The sequence below is a fragment of the Variovorax sp. FG153 genome, assembly GCF_057809595.1.
In genome coordinates this window covers 1-14,447 of sequence record NZ_JBMDKG010000021.1, presented here as the reverse complement: position 1 = coordinate 14,447, position 14,447 = coordinate 1, and the positions used below count along the sequence as shown (strand labels likewise).

General features: G+C 68.1%; 14 protein-coding genes. 6 read left to right on the top strand and 8 right to left on the bottom strand.

The features are described 5' to 3' along the window. Window positions 1–20: 20 nt before the first annotated feature. Window positions 21–353: a thioredoxin TrxA gene (gene trxA, locus ACODT0_RS21995; RefSeq protein WP_057594218.1), complete on the top strand. Its 333-nt coding sequence runs from the start codon at window positions 21–23 to the stop codon at window positions 351–353. 188 nt (window positions 354–541) lie between these two features. Beyond that, a complete protein-coding gene (gene rho, locus ACODT0_RS21990) occupies window positions 542–1,807 on the top strand; it encodes a transcription termination factor Rho (protein ID WP_057594219.1) in 1,266 nt (421 codons plus the stop codon). A 66-nt stretch (window positions 1,808–1,873) separates the two neighbouring features. Here the strand turns inward: rho and ACODT0_RS21985 are convergent, their stop codons facing one another. Further along, window positions 1,874–2,941 (bottom strand): oxidoreductase, encoded by a 1,068-nt coding sequence (locus ACODT0_RS21985; RefSeq protein ID WP_489042265.1) that lies wholly within the window; start codon window positions 2,939–2,941, stop codon window positions 1,874–1,876. Window positions 2,942–3,078: 137 nt separating this feature from the next. On the opposite strand from ACODT0_RS21985, the gene ACODT0_RS21980 reads away from it, so the two are divergent. The 3 genes from ACODT0_RS21980 to ACODT0_RS21970 all read left to right on the top strand — a co-directional run bounded on the left by ACODT0_RS21980 (window position 3,079) and on the right by ACODT0_RS21970 (window position 6,551). Next, window positions 3,079–3,351: a type B 50S ribosomal protein L31 gene (locus ACODT0_RS21980; protein WP_057594221.1), complete on the top strand. Its 273-nt coding sequence runs from the start codon at window positions 3,079–3,081 to the stop codon at window positions 3,349–3,351. A gap of 93 nt (window positions 3,352–3,444) precedes the next feature. After that, entirely contained in the window at window positions 3,445–5,208 is a 1,764-nt protein-coding gene (locus tag ACODT0_RS21975) for a hypothetical protein (protein ID WP_057594222.1), read from the top strand. Then, complete coding sequence (locus tag ACODT0_RS21970) at window positions 5,205–6,551, top strand: MATE family efflux transporter (protein ID WP_479672347.1); 1,347 nt, start codon at window positions 5,205–5,207, stop codon at window positions 6,549–6,551. Before ACODT0_RS21975 ends, ACODT0_RS21970 begins: the two co-directional genes overlap by 4 nt. Window positions 6,552–6,581: 30 nt before the next feature. On the opposite strand, the gene phoR is transcribed toward ACODT0_RS21970, so the two are convergent. Genes phoR through pstS form a run of 7 tightly spaced genes read right to left on the bottom strand, consistent with a single transcriptional unit; the run spans window position 6,582 to window position 13,304 of the window. Then, window positions 6,582–7,925 (bottom strand): phosphate regulon sensor histidine kinase PhoR, encoded by a 1,344-nt coding sequence (gene phoR / locus ACODT0_RS21965; RefSeq protein ID WP_261213897.1) that lies wholly within the window; start codon window positions 7,923–7,925, stop codon window positions 6,582–6,584. A gap of 44 nt (window positions 7,926–7,969) precedes the next feature. After that, a complete protein-coding gene (phoB, locus tag ACODT0_RS21960) occupies window positions 7,970–8,662 on the bottom strand; it encodes a phosphate regulon transcriptional regulator PhoB (protein WP_057594225.1) in 693 nt (230 codons plus the stop codon). 38 nt (window positions 8,663–8,700) lie between these two features. Beyond that, a complete protein-coding gene (phoU, locus tag ACODT0_RS21955) occupies window positions 8,701–9,402 on the bottom strand; it encodes a phosphate signaling complex protein PhoU (protein ID WP_057594226.1) in 702 nt (233 codons plus the stop codon). A 26-nt stretch (window positions 9,403–9,428) separates the two neighbouring features. Then, the gene (pstB, locus tag ACODT0_RS21950; protein WP_057594227.1) at window positions 9,429–10,214 is read right to left on the bottom strand and encodes a phosphate ABC transporter ATP-binding protein PstB; all 786 of its coding nucleotides are present in this window, start codon (window positions 10,212–10,214) and stop codon (window positions 9,429–9,431) included. Between the two features lie 53 nt (window positions 10,215–10,267). Beyond that, the gene (pstA, locus tag ACODT0_RS21945; protein WP_489042264.1) at window positions 10,268–11,152 is read right to left on the bottom strand and encodes a phosphate ABC transporter permease PstA; all 885 of its coding nucleotides are present in this window, start codon (window positions 11,150–11,152) and stop codon (window positions 10,268–10,270) included. Further along, window positions 11,149–12,228, bottom strand: a complete 1,080-nt coding sequence (gene pstC / locus ACODT0_RS21940; protein ID WP_489042263.1) for a phosphate ABC transporter permease subunit PstC — start codon at window positions 12,226–12,228, stop codon at window positions 11,149–11,151. Before pstC ends, pstA begins: the two co-directional genes overlap by 4 nt. Window positions 12,229–12,269: 41 nt before the next feature. Continuing rightward, window positions 12,270–13,304, bottom strand: a complete 1,035-nt coding sequence (pstS, locus tag ACODT0_RS21935; protein ID WP_413763748.1) for a phosphate ABC transporter substrate-binding protein PstS — start codon at window positions 13,302–13,304, stop codon at window positions 12,270–12,272. Between the two features lie 251 nt (window positions 13,305–13,555). Here pstS and ACODT0_RS21930 point away from each other — a divergent pair. After that, a partial coding sequence (locus ACODT0_RS21930; RefSeq protein ID WP_489042262.1) for a Ppx/GppA phosphatase family protein occupies window positions 13,556–14,447 on the top strand: 892 nt, incomplete at its 3' end.

Below are 14,447 nucleotides of genomic sequence, written 5' to 3'. Positions count from 1 at the left end.
CCGCGCACAAGGACTCCATCATGGCCAGCGAGCTGATCAAACACATCTCCGATTCCTCCTTCGAAGCCGACGTGCTCAAGTCCAGCCAGCCCGTGCTGGTCGACTACTGGGCCGAATGGTGCGGCCCCTGCAAGATGATCGCCCCGATCCTCGACGAAGTGTCGAGCGCCTACGAAGGCAAGCTGCAGATCGCCAAGCTCAACGTCGACGAGAACCGCGACATCCCCGCCAAGTTCGGCATTCGCGGCATCCCCACGCTGATGCTGTTCAAGGACGGCCAGCTCGCCGCCACCAAGGTCGGTGCCATGAGCAAAGCCCAGCTCACCGCCTTCATCGACCAGCAACTCGCCTGAGTGCTTTCTAACCGGCCAGCGCGCAACGCGTTGGCCGGCGCGTTTTTCCTGTCATAATCACCAGCAGATCGCCGGCCCTTTCAGGTAGCCGGTTCGAGTTCCCCGGTCAGTGAGGCAGTTCTCGTCTCACATCGAACCACCCCCCTGTTCTCCGTTTCCCCTCGATTGCCCCCGCAAGGGGTCGTTCCATGCACTTAAACGAACTCAAGGCACTCCACGTGTCTGAAGTCCTCAAGCAGGCCGAAGCCCTTGAGATCGAAAACGTCGGCCGCATGCGCAAGCAGGAGCTGATGTTCGCGATCATCAAGAAGCGCGCGAAGGCCGGCGAACAGGTCTTCGCCGACGGTGTGCTCGAAATCCTGCCCGACGGCTTCGGCTTCCTGCGCAGCCCGGACACCAGCTTCACCGCCAGCACCGACGACATCTACATCAGCCCGAGCCAGGTGCGCCGCTTCAACCTGCACACCGGCGACATGATCGAGGGCGAGGTGCGCATTCCGAAGGACGGCGAACGCTACTTCGCGCTGACCAAGCTCGACGCCGTCAACGGCGGACCGCCCGAGCAGAACAAGCACAAGGTGATGTTCGAGAACCTGACGCCGCTGTTCCCCAAGGAGCAGATGCGCCTCGAGCGCGACGGCATCAAGGGCGAAGAGAACATCACCGGCCGCGTGATCGACATCATCGCGCCCATCGGCAAGGGCCAGCGCGCCCTGCTCGTGGCACCGCCCAAGAGCGGCAAGACGGTGATGATGCAGCACATCGCGCACGCGATCAGCGCCAACTACCCCGAGGTCCACATGATGGTGCTGCTCGTCGACGAGCGCCCCGAAGAAGTGACCGAGATGCAGCGCACGGTGAAGGGCGAGGTCATCGCCTCCACCTTCGACGAGCCCGCCGCGCGCCATGTGCACGTGGCCGAGATGGTGATCGAGCGCGCCAAGCGCCTGGTCGAGCTCAAGAAGGACGTGGTGATCCTGCTCGACTCGATCACCCGCCTCGCACGCGCCTACAACAACGTCGTGCCCTCGTCGGGCAAGGTGCTGACCGGCGGTGTCGATGCCAACGCACTGCAGCGTCCCAAGCGCTTCCTGGGTGCCGCTCGCAACGTCGAGGAAGGTGGCTCGCTGACCATCATCGGCACCGCGCTGATCGACACCGGCAGCCGCATGGACGAAGTGATCTTCGAAGAGTTCAAGGGCACCGGCAACTCCGAAATCCACCTCGACCGCCGCCTCTACGAGAAGCGCGTGTTCCCCTCGATCCAGCTCAACCGCAGCGGCACGCGCCGCGAAGAGCTGCTGCTCGCGCCCGAGATCCTGCAGAAGACCCGCATCCTGCGCCAGCTCATGTACAACATGGACGAGATCGAGTCGATGGAGCTGATGCTCAAGAACATGAAGGCGACGAAAACGAATGTCGAGTTCTTCGACATGATGCGTCGCGGGGGTTGAGCCGGTCTTCGACCGAAGCTCGCCTCCCAAAAAGCGCGCTGCATCTTGCGATGCAGCGCGCTTTTTTCATGGGCGCGCGACGGGCAGCGCGCGGCCTTCCTCGGCGCTGCGCCGGCCGAGATCGAGCAGTTCCATCAGCGCCACCGCCTGCTCGGGCGGCACCGGATTCGGCCGCTGGCCGAGGATCGCATCGCGCACGGCCGCGTAGTACGCGACGTAGTCGCCCGCGCGCGTGGGCCAGGCGCGCTTCGCCACCGTGCCGTCGGCAGCAGGCAGCACGAGCTCGCCATCGAGCGGATCGACGCCCCACCCCGTCCTCGGCGGCCGCTGGCCGGCGCGCAGCGCGTCCTCCTGCGGATCGACGCCGTGCTTGACGTAGCTGCCGCGCGTGCCGTGCACGAGATAGCGCGGCGCGGCATGGGCCGCGAGCGTGGTCGAGTGCAGCACCACGCGCAGCGGCGCATGCGGCCCCGACTCGTAGCGCAGCACCGCATGGAAGTAGTCCTCGACCTGGGCGCCATCGCGCAGCACGGCGGTGTCGAGCTGCAGGGTGTCGGGCATGCCGAACAGCTGCACCGCCTGGTCGACCAGGTGCGCGCCCAGGTCGACCCAGATGCCCGCGCCCGGCACCTTCTGCTCGCGCCAGCGCTCGCGCACCTCGGGCCGGTAGCGGTCGAAATGCGATTCGACATAGACCGGGCGGCCCAGCTCGCCGCTGGCCAGCAGTTCCTTCAGGGTCAGGAAATCGGCGTCGAAGCGGCGGTTCTGGTAGACCGCGAGCACCAGTTTGTTGCGCTCGGACAACGCCTGGAGTTCGCGCGCCTCGGCGGCGTCGAGCGTGAAGGGCTTGTCGACCACCACGTGCTTGCCGGCCAGCAGCGCCGCCTTCGCGACCGGATGATGCTGGGCGTTCGGCGTGGCGACCACGACGAGGTCGATGTCCTGCCGCGCGACCAGCGCCGCCGTGTCGGGCACCACGGCCACGCCGGGCCAGTCGGCATGCACCTTGTGCGGCTGGGAACTGGCCACGGCCGCCAGTTCGAGGCCGGGCACGGCCGACAGCACGGGGGCATGGAAGGTCTGGCCGGCAAAGCCGTAGCCGACAAGGCCGGCGCGCAGGGTTGGGGAGGTCATGGGAGGGCTGGTTTCGCTGGGGGACGGGCCGAACTGGCCGCCATCGGCCCAGTATGCGATAATCGGCGGCTTCGCGAAAAGTGCGGCCGGCGTCCTGCCCGCCAGTGGCTCTCGCATCGACCCCCCAAGGAAACACCATGGCAAAAGAAGGCATCCACCCGAATTACCGCGATGTCCTGTTCGTCGACATGTCGAACGGCTTCAAGTTCGTGACCCGTTCCTGCGTGAACACGAAGGAAACCGCCAAGGCGGACGACGGCCGCGAGCTGCCCCTGTTCAAGCTGGACACCACCAGCGAATCGCACCCGTTCTACACCGGCACCCAGAAGTCGGTCGACAACATGGGCGGTCGCGTCGAGAAGTTCCGCAACCGCTTCGGCAAGACGACCGGCGCCGCTGCCTCCAAGTAAGGCACGCACCCAGGCTCAGGCCTGGCGTCGAGGGCAGCCCGGTTTACCGCGCTGCCCTTTTTGTTTCCCCCACCCGCCGTCGCCCATCGCCCTTTGAACCAGCCCACGCCCGCGATCGTTGCCCAGAATGCCGTGCGCCGGCTGCCGCGCATCGCGCTGCTGCTGCTGTGCGCCGCCTACCTGCTGCCGGGGCTGGTCGGCCGGGGACCCTGGAAGAGCGCCGACATCACGGCCTTCGGCTACATGGCCGAGCTGGCGCGCAGCACCGAGGGCCTGGCGCGCTGGTTCGATCCTCGCCTGCTGGGCATCGCGCCCGAAACGCCCGCGCTGGTGCCGTACTGGATCGGCGCGCTGGCGATCAAGATCGCACCCGCCTGGCTGCATCCCGACTTCGCGGTGCGCATCGTGTTCGCGCTGCTGCTCTGGGGCACCTTCACCGCGACCTGGTACGCGGTCTACTACCTGGCCCGCACCGCGCGTGCCCAGCCCGTGGCCTTCGCCTTCGGCGGCGAGGCGCGGCCGACCGACTACGCGCGCGCCATGGCCGACGGCGCCCTGCTCGCGCTGATCGCCTGCCTGGGCCTGGCCCAGCTCGGCCATGAAACCACGCCCGCGCTGGCGCAGCTCTACTTCGCCTCGCACCTGTTCTACGGCGTGGCGGCCCTGCCCTACCGGCGCGCCGGGCCGGTCATCGCACTGGTGGTCGGCACGCTGGGCATGACGCTCAGCGGTGGCCCGACCGTCGGCCTGGCGCTGGCCACGGGCAGCGTGCTGTTCATCGCCTACGAGCGCCGCCGCATGCGGCGCGCCGCCGAGCCCGCGAGCACCGGCTGGTCGGGCATGGGCGAGGACGAAGGCCCGGGCTACACGCGCGGCGCGCTGCTCACCATGGCCGGCGTGACGCTGCTGGCCGCGGCGCTCGCGATCGGCCTCGGCCTGCTGCAATGGAAGATCGACCTGCCCGGCGCTCATCCAGGCACCTCGATCATGGGCGACATCCGCAGCCAGGCCCGGCTGCTGCTGTGGTTCACCTGGCCGGCCTGGCCGCTGGCGCTGTGGACGCTGTGGCGCTGGCGCCGGCAACTCGCGGCGCGCCACGTGGCGCTGCCGTTCTGGTTCGCGCTGGTGCCGCTGGCCGCCACCTGGACCACCGACTACTCCGACCGCTCGCTGATGCTGGCGCTGCCCGCGATGGCCACGCTCGCGGCCTTCGCGCTGCCGACCTTCCGGCGCAGCGTGGCGGCGCTGGTCGACTGGTTCACCCTGCTCTTCTTCAGCGGCCTCGCGCTGCTGGGCTGGATCTACTGGATCGCGATGCAGACCGGCTACCCGCCCAAGCCCGCGGCCAGCGTGGCACGGCTGGTGCCGGGTTTCGTGCCCGAGTTCTCGCCCATCGCCTTCGTGCTCGCGCTCGCCGCCACCATCGCCTGGTGCTGGCTGGTGCGCTGGCGCACCGGGCGCCACCGCGCGGCGCTCTGGAAGACGCTGGTGCTGCCGGCCGGCGGCACCGCGCTGTGCTGGATGCTGCTGATGACGCTGTGGCTGCCGCCGATCGACTACGCGCGCAGCTATGCGCCGCAGGTGCGCGCCGTGACCGAGCGCGTGGGCCATCCCAAGTGCGTGGCAGAGCTCGCGCTCAGCCGTGCCCACATCGCGGCGCTGCAGTACCACGGCCGCTTCGACCTGCAGCCGCTGCTGCTGGGCACCGACTGCCCGTGGCTGCTGGTGGGCCCCGAGACCATCGAGCGGCTGCACACCATCATCTCGCTCGACCAATGGCGCTTCGCGGGGACCCTGCGCCGCCCCAGCAGTCCCTCCGACGACCTGCTGCTGTACGAGAAGATCGCGCCGCGGTGAGGGGCGAACGCGGTCTGATCGCCCGCCACGCGGGCACGGTGCTGGTCGGCCAGCTCGCCGTGATGGCCTTCGGCGTGACCGACACCATCGTGGCCGGCCGCTATTCCGAGGACGCGCTGGCGGCCCTCTCGGTCGGCGCCGCCATCTTCGTCAGCGTCTACGTCTCGCTGATGGGCGTGCTGCAGGCCCTGCTGCCGGTCTGGGCGGAGCTGCACGGCGGCGGCCGCGGCGCCGAGGTGGGCCGCTCGGTGCGGCAGTCGCTCTACCTCGCGGGGCTGGCGATCGTGGTGGGCATGGCGCTGCTGCTGCTGCCGGGGCCGGCGCTGCAATGGACGCAAGTGCCGCCCGCGATGCGCGGCGAGGTCGAGGCCTACCTCGCGGTGCTGGCCTTCGGGCTCGCGCCCGCGCTGCTGTTCCGCCTGTTCAGCACCCTGAGCCAGGGCCTGGGCAAACCACAGCTCGTGACCTGGCTGCAGCTCGCCTCGCTGGCGATCAAGCTGCCGCTGTCGGTCTGGTTCACCTTCGGCGGCGCGGGGCTGCCGGCGATGGGCCTGGTCGGCTGCGGCTGGGCCACGCTGGCCGTCAACTGGACGATGCTCGGCTGCGCCGTGTGGCTGCTGCGCGCCAGCCCGTTCTACCGCGGCTACCGGCTCTGGCAGCCGATCGAGAAGCCCGACTGGGCGCAGATCGGCCAGTTCGCGCGCCTGGGCGTGCCGGCCGGCCTCGCGGTGCTGGTGGAGGTCACTTCGTTCACGCTGATGGCGCTGTTCATCGCGCGCCTGGGCACCACCGCGGCCGCGGCGCACCAGATCGCCGCCAACCTGCTGGCCGTGGCCTACATGGTGCCGCTGTCGCTCGCGATCGCGACCAGCGCGCGCGTGAGCTTCTGGCTCGGCGCCGGCGATCCGGCGCTGGCGCGGCGCGCCTGCCGCACCGGCTTCGAGCTGACGGTGCTGTGCGCGCTGCTGTTCGCGCTCGCCATGGGAGGGCTGCGCTTCCAGCTCGCGGCCGTGTATTCGGACAAGCCGGCCGTGATCGCGCTCGCGGGCGCGCTGCTGCTGGTGGTCGCGCTCTACCACTTCGCCGACGCGCTGCAGACCCTGTGCGTGTTCGTGCTGCGCTGCTACCGGGTCACGCTCGCGCCGCTGGCGATCTACTGCACGCTGCTGTGGGCCGTGGGCCTGGGCGGCAGCTACCTGCTGGCCTACCGCGGGCTTGGCCCCTGGCCGGCCATGCAGTCGCCGCTGGCGTTCTGGATCATGGGCGCCGCCGCGCTGACGGTCACGGCCCTGCTGTTCGGCGCGCTGCTGCGCTGGACCATGGCGCACCGCGTGCGCGGCTGACCGGCTGACCGGTGAAAGCGCCGTGGCCGTTCAGGCCGGCTGCCGCGCCATCACCCGCGCCTCGCGCACGCGCGTGGCCGGGAACACCAGCGCGAAGCGCGAGCCCTTGCCCACCGTGCTCTCGATGCGCAGCTCGGCGCCATGGCGCTGGGCGATGTGCTTGACGATCGCCAGCCCGAGCCCGGTGCCGCCGGTCTCGCGCGAACGGCTGCGGTCGATGCGGTAGAAGCGCTCGGTCAGGCGCGGGATGTGCTCGGCCGCGATGCCCGGGCCGGTGTCCTTCACCGCGTACTCGCCGCGACCGTCGGGCAACAGGCGCCAGCTCACCGCCACCTCGCCGCCACCAGGCGTGTAGCGGATCGCGTTGCTCAGCAGGTTCGACATCGCGCTCTGCAGCTCGGTGGCCGCGCCCGACACCTCGGAATCGGCATCGATGGCAAACGACAGCTTGTGGCCCAACTGCGGCGAGAGCCGCCCCGACAGGCCGCGGCCTTCGTCCTCGCACTGCGCGAGCAAGGCGCGGATGCGCGTCCACTGCGTGCCGCCGGGGGCGGCGCTGCCCTCGAGGCGCGACAGGGTCAGCAGGTCGTTGACCAGCGTCTCCATGCGGTGCGACTGCTGGCCCATCAGGCCGAGGTAGCGCGCGCGCTCGTCGGCATCGAGCGGCAGGTTCTGCAGCGTCTCGACGAAGCCCGCGAGCACCGTGAGCGGCGTACGGATCTCGTGCGAGACGTTGGCCACGAAGTCGCGCCGCATCGCCTCGGCCTGCTCGAGCGCGGTGATGTCGCGCGTGAGCAGCATGCGGCGGTTGCCCGCGTAGGGATGCACCTGCACCGACAGCCGCACCGGGTGGCTGCGCTGCGTGCCCAGGCCATGGCCGTCGATGACGACGTCGCGGCTGTAGTTCCACGATGCCAGGTAGGCCACGAAGGCCGGGTCGCGCACGAGGTTGGCCAGGTGCTGCAGCAGGTCGCGCTCGGCATCGATGCCGAACTGCGCCGCCGCGGTCTGGTTGCACCACTCGATGCGGCCTTGCTCGTCGAGCAGCACCACGCCGTTGGGCGAGGCCTGGATCGCGGCGAGGAATTCCTGCAGCCGGTCGTCGGCCTGGCGGATCTGCTGCTCGCGGTCGCGCAGCAGCTTGCGGATGCGTTCGGCCAGCTCGCCCCACATGCCGACGCCGCGGCTGGGCAGGCCCACCGCGTCGTTGCGCAGGATCAGCAGCAGCCGCTTGGCGCGCCAGGCATCGAAGCCCAGCCAGACCACCGCGCCGACCCAGGCGCCGAGCCAGCCGAGCTTCCAGCCGAAAAAGGCTGTAACGCCCACTCCGCCTAGGAGAGACGCTATTAAAAAAGTAGCAATGCGAAACGGCATGGCGGGCGATTATCCGCGCCCGCGGGCGGAGACGCTCACGGCGGTCAAACGGTGGCTTGGGCCGTCAGGCGGTAGCCGGCACCGCGCACCGTCTCGACCATCGGCGAGGCCGCGCCCAGCGATTCGCGCAGGCGCTTGACGTGCACGTCGACCGTGCGCTCCTCGATGTAGACGTGGTCGCCCCACACCTTGTCGAGCAGCTGGGCCCGGCTGTGGACGCGCTCGGCGTGCTGCATCAGGTAGGCCAGCAGCTTGAACTCGGTCGGGCCGACCTTCAGCGCATTGCCCTGCCAGGTCACGCGGTGGGTGGCGGTGTCGAGCGCCAGCTCGCCGATCTCGACGCGCTCGGTCACCACCTCGGGCGCGCGGCGGCGCAGCACGGCGCGGATGCGCGCGAGCATTTCCTGGGTGGAGAAAGGCTTGGTAATGTAGTCGTCGGCGCCCGCGTCGAGGCCGGCCACCTTGTCGGGCTCGTCGCCGCGCGCGGTCAGCATCAGGATCGGGACGGCCTTGGTACGGGGGTCCTTGCGCCATTGGCGCGCGAGCTGCAGGCCGCTCTGGCCCGGCAGCATCCAGTCGAGCAGGATCAGGTCCGGCAGGAAGGCATCGATCTCGCGCTGGGCCGCCGCGCCATCCTCCGACCAGATCGGCTCGAAGCCGTTGTGGCGGAGGTTGACGGCGATCAGCTCGGCGATCGAGGACTCGTCTTCGACGATCAGGACTCGGGGTTTTTTCATGCTTTCTTGGGAGTCTTGCCGCAGTCGTACTGGTGTCGTTACTGCAGCGCCGACTCGATTTCCTGCATCGAAGTGTGCCGCACATCGGCACCCTTGACGATGTAGATGATGAACTCGGCGATGTTCTTGGCGTGGTCGCCGATACGCTCGATGGCCTTGGCCAGGAACAGCAGGTCGAGGCTGGCGGAGATGGTGCGCGGGTCTTCCATCATGTAGGTGACCAGCTTGCGCACGAAGCCGTCGAACTCCTTGTCGATCAGGTCGTCGTCCTTGAGGATCGACAGCGCCGCGGCGGTATCGAGACGCGCGAAGGCGTCGAGCGCGGTGCGCAGCAGGTTCGAGGCCAGGTCGGCCGCGATGCGCAGCTCGGTGGTCGGCAGCACGCGCGAGGCGCCGCTCTCGATGATCGACTTGACCATGCGCGCGATCTTGTTGGCCTCGTCGCCCACGCGCTCGAGGTTGGCGGTGGTCTTGGAGATCGCGATCAGCAGGCGCAGGTCGCGCGCGGTCGGCTGGCGGCGCGCGATGATCGACGACAGCTCGCGGTCGATCTCGATCTCCATCGCGTTCACGCGGTGCTCGGTTTCCATCACGCGGTCGGCCGCGTCCGAATCGAACTGCAGCAGCGCGTAGATCGCCTGGTGGATCTGCGACTCGACCATGCCGCCGAGTTCCATCACGCGCGACGAGACGCCGTTGAGTTCGCTGTCGAACTGGCTGGAGAGGTGTTTTTCAGTCATGGTGTCGTCCTCTTTGCGTTGTTGCATCAGCCGAAGCGGCCGGTGATGTAGTCCTCGGTCTCCTTGCGCTGCGGCTTGAAGAACATCTGCTCGGTGGCGCCGAACTCGATCAGGTCGCCCAGGTACATGTAGGCGGTGTAGTCGCTGCAACGCGCGGCCTGCTGCATGTTGTGGGTCACGATGACCACCGTGTATTCGTTCTTCAGCTCGGCGATCAGTTCCTCGATCTTGGCGGTCGAGATCGGGTCCAGGGCCGAGCAGGGTTCGTCGAGCAGCAGCACTTCGGGCTTGATCGCGATGCCGCGCGCGATGCACAGGCGCTGCTGCTGGCCGCCGGAGAGGCCCGAGCCGCTTTGCTGCAGCTTGTCGCGCACCTCGGTCCACAGGGCCGCCTTCTTCAGCGCCCATTCGACGCGGTCGTCCATCTCGCTGGCCGAGAGGTTCTCGAACAGCTTCACGCCGAAGGCGATGTTGTCGTAGATCGACATCGGGAACGGCGTCGGCTTCTGGAACACCATGCCGACCTTGGCGCGGATCAGCGCCACGTCCTGCTTGCTGGTCAGCAGGTTCTCGCCGTCGAGCTCGATGGCGCCCTCGGCGCGCTGCTCGGGATAGAGCTCGAACATGCGGTTGAAGGTGCGCAGCAGCGTCGACTTGCCGCAGCCCGAGGGGCCGATGAAGGCCGTGACCTTGTTCTCGGGGATCTCGAGGTTGATGCCCTTGAGCGCGTGGAACTTGCCGTAGTAGAAGTTCAGGTTCTTGACCGAGATCTTCGCGGGCGATGCGACGGTGGGAGCGGTGATGGGTGCCATGTTGCGTTTCTCTTGTTCGTTCTGTGCGGGTTGCGGTGGAAGCCGTCCCGGCTTCAGTGCTTGGTGCGCGTCAGGACCCGCGCCAGGATGTTGAGGGCGAGCACCGCGATGGTGATCAGGAACACGCCGGCCCAGGCCAGCTGCTGCCAGTTCTCGTACGGGCTCATCGCGAACTTGAAGATGGTCACCGGCAGGCTGGCCATCGGCTGGGTCACGTCGGCGGTCCAGAACTGGTTGTTGAGCGCGGTGAACAGCAGCGGCGCGGTCTCGCCGGCGATGCGGGCCACGGCCAGCAGCACGCCGGTCACGACGCCGGCACGCGCGGCGCGCAGCGTGATGCTCAGGATCACCTTCCACTTCGGCGTGCCGAGGGCGTAGGCGGCTTCGCGCAGTCCCGGCGGCACCAGCTGCAGCATGTTCTCGGTGGTGCGGATCACGACCGGGATCACGATCAGCGCGAGCGACAGCGCGCCGGCCAGGCCCGAGAACTGCTTGAAGTAGGCCACGACCACCGCGTAGACGAACAGGCCGATCACGATCGACGGCGCCGACAGCAGGATGTCGTTGACGAAGCGCGTGACCGAGGACAGCATGCCCTTCGGGTTGTACTCGGCCAGGTAGATGCCGGCCATGATGCCGATCGGCGTGCCGACGAAGGTCGCCAGCAGCACCATCACGAAGGAGCCGAAGATGGCGTTCAGGATGCCGCCCGCTTCGTTCGGCGGCGGGGTCATCTCGGTGAAGGCCGCGATCGACAGGCCGCCGATACCGAGGCGCAGGGTTTCCCAGAGGATCCAGACGAGCCAGAACACGCCGAACACCATCGCGGCGAGCGACAGCGTGAGGGCGATCTTGTTGACGCGGTTGCGCGAGGCGAACCGGGCCTGGCGGGTTTCGGCCAGGGTCTTGGCGTTGATGAGGGATTGGCTTGTGCTCACGACTTCTTTCCTTCGCTCTTCTTCATTTGCGCCAGCAGCACCTTCGACAGCGACAGCACGACGAAGGTGATGAAGAACAGCACGAGGCCCAGGTACATCAGCGCGGCCTGGTGCAGGCCGGCGCCGGCTTCGGCGAACTCGTTGGCGAGCGCCGAGGTGATGCTGTTGGCCGCCTCGAACACCGAGAGCGAGTTCAGCTGGTTCATGTTGCCGATCACGAAGGTGACGGCCATGGTCTCGCCGAGCGCACGGCCCAGGCCGAGCATGATGCCGCCGACGACGCCGGCCTTGGTGTAGGGCAGCACGACCTTGGAGACGACCTCCCAGGTGGTGGAACCGAGGCCGTAGGCCGATTCCTTGAGCAGCGGAGGCGTGACCTCGAACACGTCGCGCATCACCGAGGCGATGAACGGGATGATCATGATCGCGAGGATGATGCCGGCCGACAGAATGCCGATGCCCACGGGGGGACCGGACACCAGCGCGCCGAGGTAGGGCACGCCGGCCAGCAGCTTCTGCAGCGGTTGCTGGACCCAGGTCGACAGGATCGGGCCGAACACCAGCAGGCCCCACATGCCGTAGACGATCGAGGGCACGGCGGCCAGCAGTTCGATGGCGGTACCCAGCGGGCGCTTGAGCCAGCCGGGCGAAAGTTCGGTGAGGAAGAGCGCGATGCCGAAGCTCACGGGCACCGCGATCACCAGGGCGATGGCCGAGGTGGCCAGCGTGCCGTAGATCATCACGAGGCCGCCGTATTCGTTCTGGACCGGGTCCCACACGCTGCTCGTGAGGAAGCCGAGGCCGTACTTGGTGATGGCGGGCCAGGCGCCGGCGATCAGCGACAGCAGGATGCCGATCAGCATCGCGAGCGTCAGCAGCGCGGCGCCCTTGGCGGCCCAGCCGAACAGGCGATCGACCATGGGGCCGGAGCGCGACGCCTTCATCGGCGGCGGTGCGGTGGTACGGCCCTGCTCGGCGGAAAGGTCGAGCGTGGTGGCAGCGGCGGGGAAAGTGGATGACACAGGTCGCTCCGGCAATGACGAAAGCGGCGCGCCATCGAGCGGATTGCTGCTCATGGCGCGCCGTGTTTTCTTTTTCTGATCAGGGAGAAGAAGGCTTACTTGAAGGCGACGGGCTTGCCCGATGCGTCCTTGACTTCACCCCATGCCTTGGCGATCGTGGCCTTCACGGCGTCGGGCATCGGCACGTAGTCCAGTTCGTCGGCCGTCTTGTCGCCGCTCTTGTAGGCCCAGTCGAAGAACTTCAGCACGGTGGTGGCGTTGGCCGGCTTGTCCTGCGTCTTGTGCAGCAGGATGAAGGTGGCGCCGGTGATCGGCCATGCACCCTTGTCCGACTGGTTCGTCAGCACTTGATAGAAGCTCTTGTTCCAGTCGGCACCGGCGGCGGCGGCCTTGAAGGCGGTGTCGTCGGGCGAGACGAAGTTACCAGCGGCGTTCTGCATCTGGGCGTAGGTCATCTTGTTCTGCTTGACGTACGCGTACTCCACGTAGCCGATCGAGTTCGGCAGGCGGCCCACGAAGGCGGCGACGCCTTCATTGCCCTTGCCGCCCGCGCCGGTGGGCCAGTTCACGGCCGTGCCTTCGCCGACCTTGCTCTTCCACTCGGCGTTGACCTTCGACAGGTAGTTGGTGAACAGGAAGCTGGTGCCCGAACCGTCGGCGCGGCGAACCGGGGCGATGGCAGCGTCGGGCAGGTTCAGCGAACCGTTCAGGGCCTTGATCGCGGGGTCGTTCCACTTCGTGATCTTGCCGAGGTAGATGTCGCCCAGCACCTGGCCGCTGAGCTTGAGTTCGCCGGGCTTGATGCCCTGGATGTTCACGACCGGGATCACGCCGCCGATGACGGTGGGGAACTGCATCAGGCCCTTGGCCTGGAGTTCGTCGTCCTTCAGGGGAGCGTCCGACGCGCCGAAGTCGACGGTCTTGGCTTCGATCTGCTTCAGGCCGGCACCCGAACCGACCGACTGGTAGTTGATCTTGACGCCGGTGGCCTTGTTGAAGTCCGAAGCCCACTTGGCATACAGCGGGGCCGGGAAGCTGGCACCGGCACCGGTCACGTCCTGGGCGAACGCGGGGAGAGCGAAAACCGCGGCGACGAGGCCGGCGGTTGCAAATTTGAACGTCGTTTGCATGAAGCTTCCTTTAGAAGTAAGAAGTAGTCCCCTTTCGGGCTTGCGACGGACTCTAGAAAGCTTGTGTGACATCGATGTGACACCCTCCTGTCGAGGGAAAATGGCGTCGTGGAGCCCTCCGGCTCTGTGACGCTGTCACACAACCGTCATGCACCCGATCTAGCCTCTAGCCCTCGCTGCGGCGTCGGTCGGGAAGGTGGCGTTACCCTTCCAGGACCTTCGAACCAGGCCCCCGCCTTCTCTACTCCAACATGCAAAATGGCACCCGCCTCGCAGCGGTCGATCTAGGCTCCAACAGCTTCCGGCTCGAAATCGGTCAAGTCGATCACGGTCAGATCCACCGCACCGAATACCTGAAAGAGACCGTGCGCCAGGGCAACGGCCTGGACAGCGCGCGCAACCTCACGCCCGAAGCCATGCAGCGCGGCTGGGACGCCCTCGCCCGCTTCGGCGAGCGACTGGCCGGCTTCAAGCGTTCGCAGGTGCGGGCCGTCGCCACCCAGACGCTGCGCGAGGCGCGCAACCGCGAGGAATTCCTGCTGCGCGCGCGCACCATCCTGGGTTTCGGCATCGACGTGATCCCGGGGCGCGAGGAAGCCCGCCTGATCTACCAGGGCGTGGCGCACATGCTGCCCCACAACGACGCGTCGGACCGCGAGCGCCGGCTGGTGATCGACATCGGCGGGCGCTCCACCGAAATGATCATCGGCCGCGCCCTCGAGGCCGAGCTGATGGAGTCGTACCGCGTCGGCAGCGTCGCCTGGTCGATGAAGCACTTCCCCGAGGGCCAGTTCACCGCCGCCGCCTTCCGCGCCGCCGAGGTCGCGGCCAAGGCCGTGCTCGACGACGCGCTCGGCAGCTATACGCGCGACCAGTGGGACGTGGCCTATGGCGCCTCGGGCACGATCGGCGCGGTCGGCGACGTGCTGGCCGCGGCCGGCGGAGAGCCCGGGGTGGTCAAGCGCGAGGGCCTGGACTGGCTGCTCGACCGGCTGCTCAAGGCCGGCGGCGCCGACAAGCTGCGCATCGAGGGCATGCGCGAGGACCGCAAGGCGGTCATCGGCGGCGGCCTCAGCGTGCTGCGCGCGGTGTTCGACCTGCTGGGCATCGAGGAGATGAAGGTGGCGCAGGGGGCCCTGCGGC